The organism is Tessaracoccus flavescens (genome assembly GCF_001998865.1).
Taxonomy (GTDB): Bacteria; Actinomycetota; Actinomycetes; order Propionibacteriales; family Propionibacteriaceae; genus Arachnia; species Arachnia flavescens.
The window spans coordinates 934,090-951,921 of record NZ_CP019607.1 but is presented as its reverse complement, the minus strand read 5'-3'; the positions used below and the strand labels follow the sequence as shown (position 1 = coordinate 951,921).

18 protein-coding genes and 1 riboswitch are annotated in these 17,832 nt (G+C 69.7%); of the genes, 11 read left to right on the top strand and 7 right to left on the bottom strand.

Going from position 1 to position 17,832, the window contains the following annotated elements; translation table 11 throughout:
• The first annotated feature begins 83 nt into the window (after positions 1-83).
• Both BW733_RS04645 and BW733_RS04640 read left to right on the top strand, forming a co-directional pair.
• Positions 84-530: a DUF2871 domain-containing protein gene (locus tag BW733_RS04645; RefSeq protein WP_077348323.1), complete on the top strand. Its 447-nt coding sequence runs from the start codon at positions 84-86 to the stop codon at positions 528-530.
• On the top strand, positions 523-2,064 hold the full coding sequence (locus BW733_RS04640; protein ID WP_077348321.1) for an MFS transporter: 1,542 nt from the start codon (positions 523-525) through the stop codon (positions 2,062-2,064). The genes BW733_RS04645 and BW733_RS04640 overlap by 8 nt, the downstream gene beginning before the upstream one ends.
• Here the strand turns inward: BW733_RS04640 and BW733_RS04635 are convergent.
• From BW733_RS04635 to disA, 4 genes are all read right to left on the bottom strand, one after another.
• Positions 1,993-2,967 carry an ABC transporter ATP-binding protein gene (locus BW733_RS04635; RefSeq protein WP_077348319.1) on the bottom strand — a complete coding sequence of 325 codons (975 nt, stop codon included), beginning with the start codon at positions 2,965-2,967 and terminating at the stop codon, positions 1,993-1,995. The two genes, BW733_RS04640 and BW733_RS04635, sit on opposite strands and share 72 nt — an antisense overlap.
• Entirely contained in the window at positions 2,961-4,625 is a 1,665-nt protein-coding gene (locus BW733_RS04630) for an ABC transporter permease (RefSeq protein WP_077348317.1), read from the bottom strand. Before BW733_RS04630 ends, BW733_RS04635 begins: the two co-directional genes overlap by 7 nt.
• Positions 4,604-5,647, bottom strand: coding sequence for a thiamine ABC transporter substrate-binding protein (locus tag BW733_RS04625; protein ID WP_152024570.1), 1,044 nt, complete (start codon positions 5,645-5,647; stop codon positions 4,604-4,606). Before BW733_RS04625 ends, BW733_RS04630 begins: the two co-directional genes overlap by 22 nt.
• Before the next feature lie 29 nt (positions 5,648-5,676).
• Positions 5,677-5,783, bottom strand: a riboswitch (TPP riboswitch).
• Between the two features lie 27 nt (positions 5,784-5,810).
• Positions 5,811-6,848, bottom strand: coding sequence for a DNA integrity scanning diadenylate cyclase DisA (gene disA / locus BW733_RS04620; protein ID WP_161490129.1), 1,038 nt, complete (start codon positions 6,846-6,848; stop codon positions 5,811-5,813).
• Positions 6,849-7,000: 152 nt separating this feature from the next.
• Here disA and BW733_RS04615 point away from each other — a divergent pair, with 152 nt between their 5' ends.
• Entirely contained in the window at positions 7,001-7,738 is a 738-nt protein-coding gene (locus BW733_RS04615) for a HEAT repeat domain-containing protein (protein WP_077348312.1), read from the top strand.
• On the opposite strand, the gene BW733_RS04610 is transcribed toward BW733_RS04615, so the two are convergent.
• Genes BW733_RS04610 through BW733_RS04600 form a run of 3 tightly spaced genes read right to left on the bottom strand, consistent with a single transcriptional unit; the run spans position 7,726 to position 10,875 of the window.
• Complete coding sequence (locus BW733_RS04610; RefSeq protein WP_161490128.1) at positions 7,726-8,799, bottom strand: HEAT repeat domain-containing protein; 1,074 nt, start codon at positions 8,797-8,799, stop codon at positions 7,726-7,728. The two genes, BW733_RS04615 and BW733_RS04610, sit on opposite strands and share 13 nt — an antisense overlap.
• A 4-nt stretch (positions 8,800-8,803) precedes the next feature.
• Positions 8,804-10,195: a DNA repair protein RadA gene (radA, locus tag BW733_RS04605; RefSeq protein ID WP_077348308.1), complete on the bottom strand. Its 1,392-nt coding sequence runs from the start codon at positions 10,193-10,195 to the stop codon at positions 8,804-8,806.
• A 41-nt stretch (positions 10,196-10,236) separates the two neighbouring features.
• Positions 10,237-10,875 (bottom strand): VOC family protein, encoded by a 639-nt coding sequence (locus tag BW733_RS04600; RefSeq protein ID WP_077348306.1) that lies wholly within the window; start codon positions 10,873-10,875, stop codon positions 10,237-10,239.
• 96 nt (positions 10,876-10,971) lie between these two features.
• On the opposite strand from BW733_RS04600, the gene BW733_RS04595 reads away from it, so the two are divergent.
• The 8 genes from BW733_RS04595 to BW733_RS04560 all read left to right on the top strand — a co-directional run bounded on the left by BW733_RS04595 (position 10,972) and on the right by BW733_RS04560 (position 17,822).
• A complete protein-coding gene (locus BW733_RS04595; RefSeq protein ID WP_237268300.1) occupies positions 10,972-11,772 on the top strand; it encodes a sugar phosphate isomerase/epimerase family protein in 801 nt (266 codons plus the stop codon).
• Between the two features lie 4 nt (positions 11,773-11,776).
• Positions 11,777-12,685 carry a proline dehydrogenase family protein gene (locus BW733_RS04590; RefSeq protein WP_077348302.1) on the top strand — a complete coding sequence of 303 codons (909 nt, stop codon included), beginning with the start codon at positions 11,777-11,779 and terminating at the stop codon, positions 12,683-12,685.
• A complete protein-coding gene (locus BW733_RS04585) occupies positions 12,682-13,479 on the top strand; it encodes a CPBP family intramembrane glutamic endopeptidase (RefSeq protein ID WP_237268299.1) in 798 nt (265 codons plus the stop codon). The genes BW733_RS04590 and BW733_RS04585 overlap by 4 nt, the downstream gene beginning before the upstream one ends.
• A 394-nt stretch (positions 13,480-13,873) precedes the next feature.
• Positions 13,874-14,893, top strand: a complete 1,020-nt coding sequence (locus tag BW733_RS04580; RefSeq protein WP_077348300.1) for an aspartate-semialdehyde dehydrogenase — start codon at positions 13,874-13,876, stop codon at positions 14,891-14,893.
• Entirely contained in the window at positions 14,893-15,681 is a 789-nt protein-coding gene (proC, locus tag BW733_RS04575; protein WP_077352707.1) for a pyrroline-5-carboxylate reductase, read from the top strand. The genes BW733_RS04580 and proC overlap by 1 nt, the downstream gene beginning before the upstream one ends.
• 139 nt (positions 15,682-15,820) lie before the next feature.
• Complete coding sequence (locus tag BW733_RS04570) at positions 15,821-15,922, top strand: 30S ribosomal protein bS22 (RefSeq protein ID WP_042842924.1); 102 nt, start codon at positions 15,821-15,823, stop codon at positions 15,920-15,922.
• Positions 15,923-15,975: 53 nt separating this feature from the next.
• Positions 15,976-16,212 carry a glutaredoxin family protein gene (locus BW733_RS04565; protein ID WP_237268298.1) on the top strand — a complete coding sequence of 79 codons (237 nt, stop codon included), beginning with the start codon at positions 15,976-15,978 and terminating at the stop codon, positions 16,210-16,212.
• Positions 16,213-16,289: 77 nt separating this feature from the next.
• Positions 16,290-17,822 (top strand): uroporphyrinogen-III synthase, encoded by a 1,533-nt coding sequence (locus BW733_RS04560; protein ID WP_152024568.1) that lies wholly within the window; start codon positions 16,290-16,292, stop codon positions 17,820-17,822.
• Positions 17,823-17,832 lie beyond the last annotated feature (10 nt).

Genomic DNA, 17,832 nt, shown 5'->3' with positions numbered 1-17,832 from the left:
CGGACCGCAAAACCCGAGCATTTGACGACAGGGTGTCGCGAACCTACCATGGATAGCGACACGATGTCTCGAAAAGGATTGACATGACCAAGGCCCTCAAGACCCAGTACTTCTTCGCGTCGGCGTACACCGCCCTCGGACTGCTGAGCGGGCTGTTCTACCGCGAGTTCACGAAGTTCAACGACCACCCGGGTGGCACCCAGTTGGCCGTCGTGCACACCCACTGGCTGACGCTCGGCGCCATCTGCGGCCTGATCTTCCTGCTGCTCGAGAAGCAGTTCGAGCTGAGCGTGCTCACCAAGCGGTACAAGGCATTCATGATCACCTTCAACGTCGGCGTCGTGCTGACCGGCACCATGATGCTGATCAAGGGCTCCCTCCAGGTGCTCGGAAACCCCTTCGCCGACTCGCCGATGCTGGCGGGCTTCGCCGGCCTCGGGCACATGAGCGTCACCGCCGGCTTCGTGCTCCTGCTGCTCATGCTCGGCACCCGCATCGGCTTCTTCGGCAAGAAGCTCGCCGATGCCTGAGGAGGTTCAGGAGCCTGACAAAGGCCGCCGCCGCTGGGCGGGGCTCGCCGTCCTGGCGATCTCGCTCGGCCTCGTGGTGCTCGACGGAACGATCGTCGGCGTCTCGCTGCCGGTCATCATCCAGGACCTCGGGCTGTCGCTGACCGACGCCGAGTGGGTCAACAGCCTCTACTCGGTGGTCTTCGCCGCCCTGCTCCTGACGGCGGGACGCCTGGGCGACAGGTTCGGCCGCCGCAACACCCTGCTGATCGGCATCCTGCTGTTCGGCGGGGGAAGCGTGCTCGCGGCGCTCTCGGGTGGCGCCGCGTCACTGATCGCGGCCCGCGCGGTGCAGGGCGTCGGTGGTGCACTGATCCTCCCCTCGACGCTCTCGACGGTCAACGCGACGTTCCGGGGCAAGGACCGCGCGGTCGCCTTCGGCGTCTGGGGTGCCGTGATGTCGGGCGCCGCCGCCCTGGGCCCACTGCTCGGCGGCCTCCTGACGAAGTACGCGAGCTGGCACTGGATCTTCCTGGTCAACGTCCCGATCGGGCTCGTGCTCATCGCGGCCACCCTCCTCCTCGTCGACGACACGCGGGGCGACGCCGATCCGGGCCGCGACCTCCTCGGCCCCGTGTTGGCCGCCGTCGGCTTCGGCGCCCTGGTCTTCGGTCTCATCGAGGGCTCGAACCTCGGCTGGTGGAGCCCCGAGTCGGAGCTTCGTCTCGGCTCGTTCACCTGGGGCCTCGACGTGCCCGTCTCGGCCGCGCCTGTCGCCCTCCTCGTCGGTGCCGTGTTCATCGCGGTCTTCGTGGCATATGAGCGACGCCGCGGAGCCCGCGGAAAGGTCCGGATCCTCGACACCTCGCTGTTCGCGATCCCCAGCTTCGCGTGGGGCAACCTCACCGCAGGCCTCGTCGCCGTCGGCGAGTTCGCACTGGTGTTCGTGCTGCCGCTGTATCTCACCACCACGCTCGGGCTGGACACCCTCGGCGCTGGGCTCGTCCTCGTGACCATGGCGCTCGGCGCATTCTTCGCGGGTGCCTCCGCCCGCCATGTCGCCGCCGCTCTCGGTGCTGCCCGCGTGGTGATCCTCGGGCTGGCGCTCGAGGTCGTCGGTGCAGCCGCGACCGGACTCCTCGTCCTGCTCGAGCTCGGCTCCTGGTGGGTCGCCGCCACCATGCTGGTCTACGGCGTCGGTGTCGGCCTCGCGTCGGCCCAGGTCACCTCGCTCGTGCTCGGTGACGTGCCGGTGGAGGAGTCGGGCTCCGGCTCCGCCGTCCAGTCGACCGTGCGCCAGATCGGCTCCGCCCTCGGCGCGGCGCTTGGCGGGACGGTGCTGACCAGCGCGCTCGGCACGCACGTCCTGCAGCAGGCAACGCCCGATGACTTCGCCCGGGCCAGCTCGTGGGCAGTCTGGGCCGCCGCGGCGGCCCTCGCGATCGGCCTGTTCTCCTCGCTGCGGCTCAAGGCGAGCGTCGGCTCACGCCGGAACGGGAGCCCCGCCGATCAGCCTGACCCGGACGGTGCCGGAGTCGGCACGCTCCGGGGCTGACACGACGGTGCGCTGCCCGTCGGGCAGGCGCACGCCGATCTCCACGTCGTCGACGGTGTAGCCCTGGTCGAGCACCTCGACCTCGGTGCCGTCCTCGGCGAGGATGAGGGCGCTCGGCAGCACAGCGAGAATCTCGCCGCTGCCGAGCGTTCCCTGCCAACCGAGTTGCCTCGCCACAGACTCCGTGATGAAGGCCCGCGCGCCGAGGAACGCCGCCACCTCGCGTGACGCGGGTGCGGTGCGCAGTGCCTCGGGGTCGTCGAGTTGCAGCAGACGCCCTTCGGCGAGGATCGCGACCTGGTCGGCGATCGTGTAGGCCTCCTGGTGGTCGTGGGTCACGTAGACGGCGGTCGTGTGCGTCTCGCGCAGGATCCGGGAGAGATCCTCGGCCAGCCTGCGGCGCAGACCGGTGTCGAGCGCGGAGAGCGGCTCGTCGAGCAGCAGCGCCCGCGGCGACGGAGCGAGCGATCGGGCCAGCGCCACCCGCTGCGCCTGTCCGCCGGACAGTTCAGTCGGCCTGCGGTCGGCGTAGCCGGGGAGGCCGACCAGGTCGAGCATCTCCTCGACCCGCGCCCGCTGCTCAGCACGGCCGAGCTTCCCGAGGCCGTAGGCGATGTTCCTGCCGACGCTCATGGTCGGGAACAGTTGGGCATCCTGGAACACCATGCCGAAGTTGCGCTTGAAGACCTTCACGCCGACGAGGTCCTCCTCGTCCCAGGAGACGCTGCCGCCGACCAGCGGCTCGAGCCCGGCGATCCCTCGCAGAAGGGTCGACTTGCCCGACCCGGACGGACCGAGCAAGCCGACGACGCTGCCAGGGGGAACCTGCAGGCTCACCCCGTCGACGGCGGTCACCTTCCCGTAGGCGATGCGTGCGTCACGCACGTCGAGCCCAGCTACCACGTCGCCACCTCCTGGGGCCGCATCCTCTCGGCGGCCGCCATCGTGATTGCCGCCAATCCTGCCAGGAGCACTGAAGCTGCCAGTGCCATCCCGTAGGTCTCGGCGCCCGGCCGCCCGAAGAGCCGGAAGATCACAACGGGCAGGGTGGGGTTGTCCGGGCGGGCCAGGAACGACGTGGCACCGAACTCCCCGAGCGAGGTGGCGAAGGCGAACCCGGTGGCCAACCCGAGGCCCCGCCCAAGGTGTGGGAGTTCGACGCGCAGAAGCGTGCGCCACGGCCCAGCGCCGAGGGTCGCCGATGCCTGCAGTTGGCGCGGATCGATCGCCCGAAGCACGGGGAGCAGGGTGCGCACCACCAGCGGCAGCGCGACGACGGCCTGCGCGATCGGGATCAGCACGATGCTCGAGCGCAGATCGAGCGGCGGCCGGTTCAGCGTGATCAGGTAGCCGAACCCGACTGTCACCGCTGAGACGCCCAGCGGGAGCAGGAACACCGATTCCAGGGCGGTGAGCGCGCCGCGTCCGGACCTGCCGCGTGGCCGACGCGACGCGATCAGCGCGACCAGCACCCCGAGCAGCACCGCGAGTACGGTCGCCGCGGCCGCCGTCACGAGCGAGGTGCGCGTGGCGCTCCACAGGTCGGAGCCCATCGTCGAGGTGGTGGCCAACTGCACGTAGTTGACGACGGACAACGCGCCGTCGCGGTGAAGGGACCGCCAGAGCAGATTTCCCACCGGAAGACCGATCAGGACAACGGCCACCACAGCGGTGACGGCGAGCGGGAACCCGTCGCGACGGATGTCGAGCCTGCGCGCGTCCGCCACGTCGGGTTGGAGCCTCAGGGCGCGCGTCATCCGTGCCTGGGCCCTTCCGCTCAGCCACAGGGCCGCCGTGACGATGACCAGTTGGGTGATCGAGAGCGCGGCCGCGCCACGCAGGTCGAGCAACTGGGTGGTGAGGAACCAGATCTCCGTCTCGATAGTGCGGTACCTGTTCTGGCCGAGCACCATGACGATCCCGTAGGACGACGAGCTGAACAGGAACACCAACGATGCGGCGGAGACGATCGCGGGCGTCAGCGTCGGCACAGTGACGGTGCGTAGCACCCGCAGCGCCGACGCGCCGAGCGTCGCCCCGGCCTGGGCAAGGCGCGGGTCGAGCCGCGACCACATGGTGCCGACGGTGCGCACGACCACCGAGTAGTTGAAGAACACCATGGCCGCGATGATCGCCGTCGGGGTCCCTCCGAGGCCCGCCCAACCGAGCAGGCCGTCCTCGCGCAGGAGCGCCCCGAACGCCACGCCCACCACGACGGTCGGCAGCACGAACGGGACGGTGACCAGCGCCCGCAGAGCCGACCTCCCCCGGAAGTTGGTCCGGTAGAGCAGATAGGCGCCGGGCACCCCAAGAGCGAGGCAGAGCGCGGTCGACGCCGTCGCCGAGGCGAGCGTGAAGCCGACCGCCTTCCAGGTGCGGGAGGAGGAGAACACGGCGGTGAAACCGTCGAGGCTCCAGGACGCCCCGTCATGGAAGCCGCGCAGGATCAGCGCCGCGGCCGGCCAGGCGAAGAAGACGGCCAGGAACGCGAGCGGGACGGCGGCGATCAGGATCCAGCCGACCCACCCGGCGCCCCGGCTCAGCCGATGGCCTCGGTCCATTCCTGGATCCAGCGGTCCCGGTTCGCCCCGATCTCCTCGGCCGGGACCTCGATCGGGCTGCTGGCCAACGGCGCGAACCGCGCCCAGTCCTCCGGCAGTTCGGTGTCGATCACGGCGGGATACATGTAGAGGTTCTCCGGAATCGCCGACTGCACCTCCGGGCTGAGCATGAAGTCGATGAACTTGCGCGCGCCGATCTCGTTGGCGGCACCCTTCAGGATCCCCGCGTATTCGATCTGCCGGAAACAGGTGCCGAGCAGGGCCTCGGTCGTGCTCGACTCGCCGTCGACCGTGTAGGCGGGCGAGGTCGCGTAGCTCAACACGAGCGGACGGGGACCGTCACCGTCGGCTCCGGAGAAGTCGGTGTAGTAGGCCTCCGTCCAGTCGGAGTCGATCTTCGCGCCGTTGTCCTGCAGCGCCTTCCAGTAGTCGAGATAGCCGTCCTCGCCCTTGGCCCCGATGGTGGCGAGCAGGAAGGCCAGGCCGGGGGAGGACGAGGCCGGATTGGTGAGCACGAGGAGGTCCTTGTACTCGGGGTCGGTCAGGTCGTCGAGCGTGGTGGGCACGTCCAGCTTCCGCTCCTCGAACCAGGCCTTGTCGGCGTTGATGCACACGTCGCCGAAGTCGATCGGGGTCAGCTGGTCCGCCGCGAACTGCTGCGCGTTCCCGGGAAGGGCGGGCGACTCGTAGTCGACCAGCACTCCCTCATCGCTTGCGCGCGAGGCGAAGGTGTTGTCGATGCCGTAGACGACATCGCCCAGCGGTGCGTCCTTGGTGAGCACGAGTTGGTTGACCAGTGTTCCGGAGTCCCCCGGCGCGACATAGGTGACCTTGTAGCCCGATTCCTCGGCGAACTTCTCCTTCAACTCGTCGGGAAGCGTGAACGCGTCGTGGGTGACGACGGTGAGCGTTTCGCTCTCGCTGGGTGCACCCGGGTTCCCCGTCTGCTCCTGCGCCGGGGTTCCGCAGGCGCTGAGCGCGATCAGTGCGCCGGCGATGACAGCCGTTGACAGCGGTTTCATGATTTCTCTCCTCTCGGAGGCCCGGCACATGCCGGGGAGGTCCCACTCCCTACGCCGGTGCTAGCCGGATCAGGTTTGAGGGTCTGCGGCTCTGTCCGCACTCTCAGCGCCTCGAGGCGCTCCCCTGTGTGGCTTCCAGCCTAGCCGCCGGCGCTCAGACCGATCAACTCGTCTCAGTGATGCGCAGCAGGGCGTCGCGGATCTGGCGCGCGCGCGTGGGGCCGATCCCCTCGATCTCCATCAGGACACTCACCGAGGCGCCGAACAGCTCCTGCAGCGTGAAGTCGTCGATGAGTTTGGTGACAAGAGACGCTGGCAGCCTGCCGACCTTCGTGAGCAGGCGGATGCCGCGCGTCTCGACGTGCTGTTCGAGGTTGGCGCCGGTGCCGAAACCGAGTCGTTCCGCGACCAGTTGCCCGCTGAACAGCTCCTCTGGGGAGAAGTTGTGCAGCTTCGCGAGGTCGAACTCGGATGGATCCGACACGTTGCCCGCGTAGTCGGCCACCAGCAGGTCGCCGATGCCGTAGAAGTTGGCGGCCAGTTCGGCGTGCTGGAGCGCGACCATCCTGCCCTCGATGCCGAGCAGATCGATGTGGAACTGCATCTCCGAGGAGAGTCGTCGGGTCAGTTCGAGACGGTGGACGACGTGGGTGAGGTCGCGCAGGGTGACGGTCTCGGCCATCTCGAGCGGCGTGAACTGGTCCATCAGGTCGCCGAGCCGGGTGACCACCCTGGAGAGAGCGGCGAGCGTCTGGTTGGCCCGCGAGATGACCTGCGGGACGGTCTCGACGATGTGGCGGTGACCCTCGTGGAACATCGAGACCGTCGACATCGAGGCGGAAACGGTCACGACGGGGATCCGGGCCACCTGGGCCGTCCGGTCGGCGGAGCGGTGCCGGGTGCCCGTCTCGGCGGTCGGGAGGTCACCGGCAGGCACGAGGTGCACGCCCGCGGCGACGATGTGGGACAGGTCGTTCGACAGCACGATCGCGCCGTCGAGCTTCGCGAGCTCGCGCAGGGACTGCTCGGTGCACTCGACCCCGATCTTGAACCCTCCCGAGGAGACCTGCTGCACCTGGGTGTTGTTCCCGAGCACGATCAGCGCGCCGGTACGTCCGTGCAGGATCCGGTCGATGCCAGCGCGCAGCGGTGTCCCGGGCGCCAACAGCTTCAGGTATCGGCGGACTGTCGATTTGGGCAAGTGGTTCTCCTGGTCGGACTGCGTGATCAGTCTAGTGTCGCCCGGTGCAGTTGTTGCCGCCCAGCGTGAGTGGATGGCCCGGAGGTGCTGGTGACCTGCGACGCCAGGGGGCATTTGACCCTCACGCGACGTAAGGGTTTAGCGTCGAGGACATGAATGCAACGACCACTACCCTGATTCAGGCCCTCGGCAGCCCCGAGGGCAGCGACCGCCGCGAGGCGGCACTCGCCATGGGCGCGGCCTCGGATCCGAGCGTCGTGCCTGCCCTTCTCGACCGGATCCGCGTCGAGGAGAACTCCTGCGTCCGCGAGGACCTCACCTGGGCGATCGTCCAGCACGCCGAGACGGCCGGCCCCGTCCTGCTCGAGATGGTCGGCAGCGACGACCCGGGCGAGCGGCGCACCGCCGCCCACGTCATCTCGAAGGTGGGAGACTCCCGGCACTTCGAGGCGGTGAGCCGCCTCGTCGCCGACGAGGACCCCGATGTGGCGATCAAGGCCTACCGCGCCGCGGTCAACACGGGAGGAGCCTCCGCCGTCGACCTGCTGGCCACCCGCCTCGGTGACGGGGACCTGCACCAGCGCGACGCGCTCACCAACGCCTTCCACTCCCTCGGCGACGCCTCCGTTCCCGCCCTCATCAGTGCGCTCTCCAGCGGGGACGCCGAGGTGCGCGAGCACGCCGCCGAGTCGCTCGGCCACCTGGGCGAGGAGGCCGCCTCCGCGGCCGCAAAACTCGAGGAGGCCGCCGCTGACGCGGAGCCCGCCGTGAGGCTCGCCGCCATCGCCGCCCTCGGCCAGCTGGGGGAGAGCTCGGAGGCGGGGCTGCGACGTCTCGTCGACGGCGGCGACCCGCTGGTCGCAAAGGTTGCGAAGGCCTACCTGGGCTGACGGTCGGCCACGAGCCGCCGTGCCACGAGCCGGGTGCGTTCGTCGGGGGAGTGTTGAGCCTCCTCGACGGCGCGCCCGGCTAGTTCGCCTTCCAGGTGGCCGAGCGCGACGAGAGCCGCGAAACGCACCGGCTCCTCCGCGTCGGAGAGTGCGGCGATGAGGGCCTCGGTGGCTCCGGCATCCCCGAGCAGCGCCAACGCGTCCGCCGCCCGTTCCCTGACCACGGCGGAACCGTCCGCGAGCGCCTCGACGACGAACGGGAGCGCGCCGTCGATCCGCGCCAGCGCCGAGCCCGCCTCGTCGCCGACCTGGGCGCGGCACTCCCCGAGGGCGCCGACGAGGGCCCGCGCGGCCTCCTCGCCGCCCACCTGGCCGAGGCTGAACGCGGCCTTTGTCGCGACCAGCTCGTCCGGGTCGGTGAGCAGCGTGCGCAGCGTCGCGACGGAGGCGGGATCGCGCAGCTTCCCAAGGGCGTGGGCGAGGGAGTGGCGCGTTTCGGCGTCGCCGTGCAGCATGGTGGCGATCAGTTCCTCGCGGATCTCGGGACGCTGGGCCACCGCCCAGGTCGCGCCCTCGCGCACCCCGGCCACCGGGTCGCTCAGCAGTTCGATCAGCACATCGGTGGGTGCGTCCGGCGCTTCGGTCAGCGCGGCGCGGAACCGGACCTCCGGCTCTGGGTGGCGCAGCCGCTCAGTGAGTTCGATGGCGCGCAGGACCTCATCCCACCCGGCGTTCGCGGCGCGCTGGAGCCTGCGCAGCGTGGAGAGCAGCTCCTGCTCCTGGGCGATCCTCGCCTCTACGACCGCTGCGTGCCTGCCGAGCAGTTCTGCCGCGTCACCACCCTCATCGAGGGCCTCGGAGATCTCGCCAAGGGACAGCCCCAACGCCTTGAGGTGCTGGATCGCGAGCAGCCGGTCGAGGTCCTTGCGGGCATAGAGCCGGTAGTCGACATCGGTTCGCCCGCTCGGGCGGAGCAGGCCGATCTCGTCGTAGTGGCGCAGCGTCCGGTGAGTCAGGCCGGTGCGCCTCGCGACCTCGCCGATCCGCAGCCATTCCTCCACCCGGCTACTCCTTCTCCTTCGTGGCGCGACGCAGGTCGAGCACCCCGAGCGCATCGGCCAGCGAGTCGACCTCGACGACGCGCAGCCCGCCGAGTCGCGGAACCTTGACGGTGACATCGCGCGAACCCCGCGGCACGACGGCGAACTCGAAGCCGAGCCTTCCTGCCTCGGCGAGCCGCCGCTCCACCCCGGGGACGCGGCGCAGATCGCCGGCGAGGCCGACCTCGCCGAGCGCGAGCAGCCGACGCGGGTAGTGCCTGTCGAGTGCGGCGGATGCGATGGCGATGGCGGCCGACAGGTCGACCGACGGATCGGTGACCCGTGCGCCGCCCACCGTCGAGACGTAGACGTCGTGTGCCGAGAGCGGGAGCCGTGCCTTGCGTTCGAGGACGGCAAGGACCATGGCGATGCGCGAGTTGTCGAGACCGTGGGTGGTGCGCCGCGGCGACGACTGGTTGGGGGAGGGGGCGACGAGGGCCTGGATCTCCGCGAGCAGCGGGCGGCGCCCCTCGAGGGTGACGGTGACGCAGGTGCCGGGCACCGGCTCGGCGTGGGCCGTCGTGAAGAGCCCGGACGGGTCGGGCACCTCCACGATGCCGGTCTCGCTCATCTCGAAGCAGCCCACCTCGTCTGCCGGGCCGAAGCGGTTCTTGGTCGCGCGGACCATCCGGAAGCCGGAGTGCCGGTCGCCCTCGAAGGTGAGCACCACGTCCACGAGGTGTTCGAGGGTGCGCGGGCCCGCGATCGCGCCGTCCTTGGTGACGTGGCCGACGACGATCACCGCCATCCCCTCACGCTTCGCGACGCGGGCGAGCGCTCCGGTGACCTCGCGGACCTGGCTCGGGCCGCCGGGGGCGCCGTCGGCCTCAGCGGTCGCGATGGTCTGCACGGAGTCGACGACCAGCAGCGAGGGGCGCACCGATTCGACGTGGCCGAGCACGGTGCCGAGATCGTTCTCGGAGGCCAGGTACAGCGAGTCGTCCATGGCGCCGGTGCGCTCGGCGCGCAGCCGCACCTGGGAGGCCGACTCCTCGCCGGAGATGTACAGCGTCGTCTCACCCGACCGCGCCCACTTCGCTGCGACGTCGAGCAGCAGGGTGGACTTGCCGACCCCCGGCTCGCCTGCGAGCAGCACGACGGCCCCAGGCACGAGGCCATCGCCGAGGACGCGGTCGAGTTCGGCGATCGTGGTCAGGCGGCGGGCCGCCTGGTCGGTCGGCACCTGCGAGATCGGGACGGCCTGGTCGACGGGGACCGACGACGCGACGGAGCGCAGCTTCGGGGCACCCCGTTCGACGACGGTGCCCCACGCCTGACATTCACCACAGCGGCCGACCCACCTGGTGGAGGACCAGCCGCACTCGGTGCACTGGTAGGAATCCTGCTTCTTCGCCACGGTCAGAGCCTAGTTGGCCGGACCGACAGATCCCTCAGGGCTCAGATGGTGACGAGGTCGCCCGCGCCGTTGCGGAAGGTGACGCTGTTGATGCCCGGCATGCCGCGGGGAGCGACCAGGTCGAGCGCGACGCCGTCGAGTTCGTCTCCGACCTCAAGGCCGAGCCACTCGGACAGGCGCTCCGCGGATCCGGAGATCTGCATCGAGTCGAGGCTGACGTCGCCCGCAAGGGCGGAGGGGCGCAGCGAGTCGTCGGACTTCCACTCGAGGAAGTAGGGCAGCTGGGGATCGGCGATCAGGCCGCGGATGCCGATCTGCGACCACTCGAGGCGGCGACCGTCGGGGAACTGGCGCGAACCGGGGACGGCGGAGCGCTCGAGGCGCAGCTCGTACGGAGCGATGTCGGCGACGCTCACGACCCACCCGAGCCAGCCACCGCCCATGTCCGAGCGGGCGCGCACGGCCTGCCCGAAAGCCGCCTTGTCCGCCGCAGGATGATCGAGGACCTCGACGACCTCGATGTAGCGGGAGCCTGCCAGGGGGATGATGTGGTTGCGCGTGCCGAATCGGGGATGGAAGCCACCATCCTTGTACTGCGTGCCAAGCGCGTCAGCGAGCCGGGCCGCCTCCGCCTTGAGGCCGTCCGGACCGGTCGCGAACATGAGATGGTCGACGTGCATGCCCTCATTCTCGCCCCCAGGTACCCTCCCCACGAAATCGGGGCGCGTCTCGACAGGCACCGGGCTGCGCCACGACTGCGCGGTAGTGTTTACTCCGTGCCCACGTCGAAGGTCCTTCTCTCGACCACCTCGGTGTTTCCCGAGGCGTCCACCAGCGCATTCGAACTCGCCTCAGATCTCGGCTACGACGGCGTCGAACTGATGGTCGGCGTCGACACGCTCTCCACAGACATCGGCTCGGTCGCCAAGCTCGCCGACTACCACGGCGTTCCCGTCCATTCGGTGCACGCGCCGACGCTGCTCGTCACGCAGAGCACCTGGGGCTCCGACTCCTGGGACAAGCTGCGACGCTCCGGGGAGGCGGTGAAACAGCTCGGCGGCAACGTCGTGGTGGTGCATCCGCCCTTTCGCTGGCAGCGCGAGTACGGCGCGGGCTTCGTCGAGGGGGTCAAGAAGCTCAACGCCGAGTCCGACGTGATCTACGCCGTCGAGAACATGTATCCCTGGCGGACTCCGGGACGGCACTTCCAGGCCTACCTCCCCGGCTGGGATCCCACCCCCTACGACTACGACCATCTCACCCTCGACCTCTCGCACGCCTCGACGTCGCAGCGCCAGTCGATGGATCTCATCCACGCCTGGGGAGACCGGTTGGCCCACGTCCACCTCACAGACGGGCGCGGCTCCTTCAAGGACGAGCACCTGATGCCGGGTGAGGGCGACCAGTCGGCCTGGGAGGTTCTCGAGCATCTGGCGGAGACCGGCTACGAGGGCCACATCGTGCTTGAGGTCTCGTCGCGGCGCGCCAAGTCGAGGCATGAACGCGAGGAGCTTCTCGGTGAGGCGCTCGCCAACATCCGCAAGGCCATGGACGCCGGCCTGGCACGGAGGCGCTGAGCACATGTCAACTGTCAGCACGGCCGTGCGCCGTTTCATCCGCTCCGGTCGGGTCCGCAACGCCGCCCTCGCCTCGGGGGTCGCGGAGGAGTTCGCGAGCAGCTATGTGGCGGGCGCGGACGCAACTGAGGCCCGCGTGGTCGTCGAGCGACTGCGCAGGCAGGGGCTGCTCGTCTCGCTGGCTTACCTGCCCACCTCGAATGACGAGGCGGAGACACCCGGCGCCCTCGTCCATGCGCTCGAGGTGCTCGATGCGCTCGCCGTGGGCGCCGAGCTCTCCATCAAGCCCTCGTCGCTCGGGCTCCGGACCGACCCGGCCAGCGCCGCGTCACGTCTGCGAGACCTCTGTGACGCCGCCGAGCAGCGCGGCGCCGTCGTCACGCTCGAGATGCAGGGCGCCGAGGCCTACGACGAGACTCTGCGTCTCTGGCGTGGGGTGCACGCGCATCACGGGAGCCTCGGCCTGACCCTTCCCTCGGACATCCGCAGGTCGGAGCGTGAGGTCGCCTCCGTCTCCGCGGAGGGTGCGCGGGTGAGGCTCTGCGTCGGGTCGTACCCGGTTCCGCGGTCGATCGGCCTGCGCTCCGAGCGTGAGAAGTCGAAGGCGCTGGTGCGGTGCCTGCGTCGGGTGATGGAGGACGGCGGCTACGCCATGCTCGCCACGCACGATCCGACGCTGATCGCGATCGCCCAGGAGTTGGCGCACCGCAACGCCGTGCCGGCCAACGGGTTCGAGTTCCAGATGTTCTACGGCGTCCGCCCGCTCGAGCAGCGTCGGCTCACCGACATCGGCTACCGTTCGCGGACCTACCTCCCCTTCGGCCCGGCCTGGTTCGAGTACCTGACGACGCGGCTCGCGGCCCGCCCGAGGACCATGTTCAGCTACCTGCGCGCGCTGGGGGACAAGCGGTGACCACCGCCCCTGCGGTGGTCGATCCAGGAAGCGGACGCACGATCCACGTCGAGATCGCGATCGTGATGCTGATCTCGCTCGGTCAGTCGGCCGTCTACTCGATCCTGCGGATCATCGAGCGGATGACGCGGCCCGAGCCGATCGGTCAGCAGACGACGACGCTGAACACGGCCACCACCCCGGACCGGCCCTGGCTCGACGCGATGTACCAGGTCGCCAACATCGCTTTCCCGCTGATGCCGGTGGTGCTGGTGCTGTACCTGCTCTGGGTGCACAGGCCCCTTGAGGGCGGCCCGTTCCGGGCGATGGGCTTCGACCTTCGCCGCCCAGGAAGCGACCTCGCGAAGGGCGCCGCCATCTTCGCCGTGATCGGCGTGGCAGGCCTGGCCTTCTACCTCTTCGCGTTGGCGGTCGGGATCAACACCCAGATCAACACCTCCGGCCTCGAGTTCACAGTCGTCAACGTCATCGTCCTACTGCTGCGGGCGATCATGAACGGGGTCCTCGAGGAGGTCGTCATGATCGGTTACCTTTTCACCCGGTGGGCCCAGACCGGCGGCCGGATGTGGGTGATCGTCCTGGTCAGCGCGCTGATCCGGGGCGGCTACCACCTGTATCAGGGGTGGGGCGGCTTCATCGGCAACTTCGTGATGGGGCTCGCCTTCGGCTGGCTCTTCCTCACGTGGCTGAAGGGGCGCGTGATGCCTTTGGTGGTCACCCATTCGCTGCTCGATATCGTCGCCTTCCTCGGGGCGCCGCTGCTTCCGTGGCTGATGTCGCTGATCGGACGCTGACCTCCCGATCACCCGCAGGGGCGAGGGGGACCGGCTGCGCTGCCGCATCCCGTCCCTGACCACCGCCCCCAACGGCGACCTGCTCGCCTCCTTCTTCGGTCGGCCCTCCATGCACGACCTGCCGAGCAACATCACCAGCTCAACGAGATCTACGAGAATGACGCTGATGTGAAGGATGTGCTGGACAAGGCGCAGGCCGACCTGGAGAACGAGATCGGCTGATCCAGCCGCGCATGACCGCCGACGGCCGGGGAGACCTGTTCCCCCGGCCGTCGGCCGCGTCCAAGGCCGCTCGCCCTCGCCGCTCGCTCGTCGCCGCAGAAGAGTCATGTGAGGACGCCCGGCGTGGACGCGTGCGACGCTCGGTCTGCGGGTTCGGCGTAGAATCGCGGCCATGCGTGTTGGTGTCTTTGGTGCGACCGGTCAGGTCGGCGGCGTGATGCGTCGCCTCCTGGAGGAACGCAACTATCCCGTCGATCAGATCCGTTACTTCGCCTCCGCGCGTTCTGCAGGGAAGAAGCTGCCGTGGCGCGGCGCCGAGGTCGTCGTCGAGGACATCGCCACCGCCGACTTCGCCGGCCTCGACGTGGCGATCTTCTCCGCGGGCGGTTCAACCTCGAAGCAGCACGCCGAGAAGGTCGCCGCAGCCGGCGCCACCGTCGTCGACAACTCGAGCGCCTGGCGCATGGACGAGCGCGTCCCGCTGATCGTCTCCGAGGTGAACCCCGGCGACGTCGCCGACGCCCAGCTCGGAATCATCGCCAACCCCAACTGCACGACCATGGCCGCCATGCCGGTGGTCAAGCCGCTGCACGACGCCGCCGGCCTCAAGGCCATGCAGGTGACCACCTTCCAGGCCGTCTCCGGGTCGGGAGTCAAGGGCGTCGAGGCACTCTCGAGCCAGCTCGGCGAGATCGACGACCCGCGCGTTCTCGCGCTCGACGGGTCGGCGTTCCAGCCGGTCGACGCCGACCCTTACGTCGCCCCCATCGCCTACAACGTGCTCCCGCTCGCGGGAAGCATCGTCGAGGACGGCGAGGGGGAGACGGACGAGGAGAAGAAGCTGCGCAACGAATCGCGCAAGATCCTCCACCTCCCGCAGCTGCTCGTCGCCGGCACCTGCGTCCGCGTCCCCGTCTTCAGCGGACACTCGCTGAGCGTCCACCTCCGCTTCGACCGCGAGATCATGCCGCTGGAGGCGCGCGACCTGCTCGCAGCGGCGCCCGGCGTCGAACTCGTCGACGTCCCGACCCCACTGCGGGCGGCCGGGGCCGATCCCTCGCTCGTCGGCCGCATCCGCCAGGATCGCTCGGTCGAGGGCAACCACGGCCTTGTCCTGTTCCTCTCGAACGACAACCTGCGCAAGGGCGCGGCCCTCAACGCCATCCAGATCGCGGAGCTCCTCGTCCGATGATGATCGCGGTCGTTGGCGCGGGAGCCATGGGGGAGGCGCTGATCGCCGGCTGGATCGCCTCGGGCATCGAGCCCGCGGAGATCGCGATCGTGGACGCCTCGGCGCCCCGGGTGGCCGAACTCGAGCAGCGCCACGGCGTGCGTGGGATCGACCTCACGGACACGGCCGAGGCCGAGACGATCGTGCTGGCCGTGAAGCCCTACCAGATCCCAGACGTGCTGGAGAGCCTCTCCGGGCACTTGGCCGACGGGGCGCTCGTCGTCTCGATCGCGGCCGGGGTGCCCCTCGCGAAGCTCGAGGATGCGCTCCCGGGCGCCGCAGTCGTCCGGGTCATGCCCAACACCCCCGCGCTGGTCGGAAAGGGCATGGCTGGCATCGTCCCGGGCGCCGCCGCGACCGGGGAACAGGTCGAACGGGTCACCGGCCTGCTCGACGCCGTCGGCAGTTCCATCGTCACCGACGAGGCCCACCTCGACGCGCTCACCGCGCTGTCGGGTTCCGGCCCCGCCTACCTCTTCTACGTCGCCGAGGCGATGATCGAGGGCGGGGTGCACCAGGGACTCACCCGCGCTGAGGCGACCGCACTTGTCACCCAGACCTTCGTCGGCTCGGCAGCCATGCTTGCCGAGTCCGGGAAGTCCGCGACCGTGCTGCGCGAGATGGTCACCTCTCCCGCGGGAACCACCGCCGCGGCGCTCCGCGCGCTCGACGACCACGGGGTGCGCGCGGCCCTCCTCGACGCCGTAGAGCAGTGCCGCACCCGCGGCAGGGAGATGGCCGAGGAGTAGCTGACCGACGCTGCCAGGAGTGGCGCCGGAGCAGGGCAATTGTCCGATCCTCCGCCGTCGCGTTAAGATTTGGGGTCTGACCAGCTTGGCTGGACTCCTCACACATCCGGAGACAGTCTCCGGCGATGAAAGGCACACAGTGGGTTCTGTTATCAAGAAGCGCCGCAAGCGTATGGCGAAGAAGAAGCACCGCAAGCTGCTGAAGCGCACTCGCATTCAGCGTCGTCGCGCCGGTAAGTAGTGCACCCAGCCCCGCGGGTTCTGCTCCTGACACGGGAAGGCTGCCACCTCTGCGTGGAAGCCGAGTCTCTCGTGCGCGGAACCTGCGAGGAGCTTGGCGTGGGCCTGCGGGTCCTCGACGTCGACACAGATGAGCGCCTCCGGGCGAAGTACACCGACCACGTGCCGGTGACCTTCGTCGACCGGGAGTTGCTCGGCTACTGGTTCGTCGATGACGGGGCCCTCCGCTCGGCTCTGGCCTCCGGCCACCCCCGACCGATCCCAGACGACTGGGTCTTGGCGCACCACTGAACGGATTTCTCGTGAGCGAGTCTTTGAACCCCACCTCCCCGGCCTCGCCGCCGGAGTTTGAAGCGACAAGCGGCTCCGTGACCTTTGTCGGATCCGGCCCGAGCGACCTCGCGCTGCTGACGCTCTCCGGGTCGCGCGCCCTGAAGTTCGCGGACCTCATCATCGTCGACCCGACCACCGACGTCGAGCACGTGCGCGCGCTCGTGCCCGCGCACGCCCAGATCCGCGTGTCCAAGCGCGAGGACGACGCGAACCAGATCCTCAGGGCCGTCGCCCAGGGGCTGAAGGTCGTGCGCCTGCACGGTTGGGACTACTTCACCGACGCCGACGCCGACTCGGTGCTCGCCGACGTGCTCGCCCAGGCGGGCCACCACTCCAACGTGGTCCCGGGCGTCAACAGGTGGAGCGCCGCTCTGTCCTACGGAGCGGTCACCGCGTCCGCTGCCTTCGCGGCCCTCGATGCGACCGCTGGCATCCCCGAGCTTGAGGACTGGCCCACGGCCCAGACCCTGATCATCCGGGTCATGGGCGACAAGTCGCGTGCCGTCGCGATAAAGGCCGCCGAACGTTTCGGCGCAGACGCCACGGTGCTCTCCCTCGAACGGATGGGCACCACCGGGCAGGTCAGCGACCTGACCACCTGGGGCGAGGTCACAGACATCGATCCCGAGGAGCGGTTCTTCATCATCGGCCCGGGCATCGACGAGTCGCACCGCAACCGCTTCGCCTGGTTCGAGGGCAAGCCGCTGTTCGACTGGCGCGTCATCCTGCCGAGGACGAAGGACGACGTCACGGCCCTCGTCGACGAGCTCGACCACTACGGGGCGAGCAGCGAGGTCGTCGCCACGATGTCGATCGAGCCTCCGCGCACCGAGCAGGCCATGGAGAAGGCGGTCCGCGGCCTCGTGGACGGGCGCTACCTCTGGCTCGTGTTCACCTCCCCGCACGCCGTCTCCGCCATCGCGGAGCGGCTCACCGAGTTCGGCCTCGACTCCCGCGCGCTGTCCGGGATCAGCCTGGCCGCAGTCGGCAGAGGCACCGTCGAGGCCCTCGCGCGCCTCGGCCTCGTCGCCGACCTCACCCCCGTCGTGGAGAACACCACCGGCGCCCTCGCCAACGAGTTCCCGGCCTATGACGACCTGATCGACCCGCTCAACCGCGTCCTCGTGCCCAGCGCCGACGTCGCAGTCGAGCCCCTGCTCGTCGGGCTCAGCCGCCTCGGCTGGGACGTCGAGGAGGTCACCGCCTACCGCACCGTCCGCGCCGCGCCCCCGCCGGCCGATGTGCGCGACGACATCAAGACCGGCATGTTCGACGCCGTCGTGTTCACCTCCGCCACCGCGGTGCGCAACATGATCGGCATTGCTGGCAAGCCCCACGCGGCCACCGTCGTCGCCGCGATCGGCCCCGCAACGGCCGCAGCCTGCGAGATGCACGGCCTGCGGGTCGACGTCATCGCCGACACCCCGACCTTCGAGTCGGTCGCGGACGGCCTCGCCCGGTTCGCCGACCGCAGGCGGAGCGACCAGGCCGCCGCTGGTCTCCCGCTGACCAAGCCTTCGCAGCGCAAGCGTCGCAAGCGGCGCAAGGCTGTTGAACCCGCCGGATAGCCGCATATGG

Excerpts from the sequence above, each read along its gene's own strand:
- BW733_RS04645 (WP_077348323.1), top strand. The coding sequence starts at position 84 with ATGACCAAGGCCCTCAAGACCCAGTACTTCTTCGCGTCGGCGTACACC.
- BW733_RS04640 (WP_077348321.1), top strand. The coding sequence starts at position 523 with ATGCCTGAGGAGGTTCAGGAGCCTGACAAAGGCCGCCGCCGCTGGGCG.
- BW733_RS04630 (WP_077348317.1), bottom strand. The coding sequence starts at position 4,625 with ATGGACCGAGGCCATCGGCTGAGCCGGGGCGCCGGGTGGGTCGGCTGG.
- BW733_RS04625 (WP_152024570.1), bottom strand. The coding sequence starts at position 5,647 with ATGAAACCGCTGTCAACGGCTGTCATCGCCGGCGCACTGATCGCGCTC.
- BW733_RS04615 (WP_077348312.1), top strand. The coding sequence starts at position 7,001 with ATGAATGCAACGACCACTACCCTGATTCAGGCCCTCGGCAGCCCCGAG.
- BW733_RS04600 (WP_077348306.1), bottom strand. The coding sequence starts at position 10,875 with ATGCACGTCGACCATCTCATGTTCGCGACCGGTCCGGACGGCCTCAAG.
- BW733_RS04590 (WP_077348302.1), top strand. The coding sequence starts at position 11,777 with ATGTCAACTGTCAGCACGGCCGTGCGCCGTTTCATCCGCTCCGGTCGG.
- BW733_RS04580 (WP_077348300.1), top strand. The coding sequence starts at position 13,874 with ATGCGTGTTGGTGTCTTTGGTGCGACCGGTCAGGTCGGCGGCGTGATG.
- proC (WP_077352707.1), top strand. The coding sequence starts at position 14,893 with ATGATCGCGGTCGTTGGCGCGGGAGCCATGGGGGAGGCGCTGATCGCC.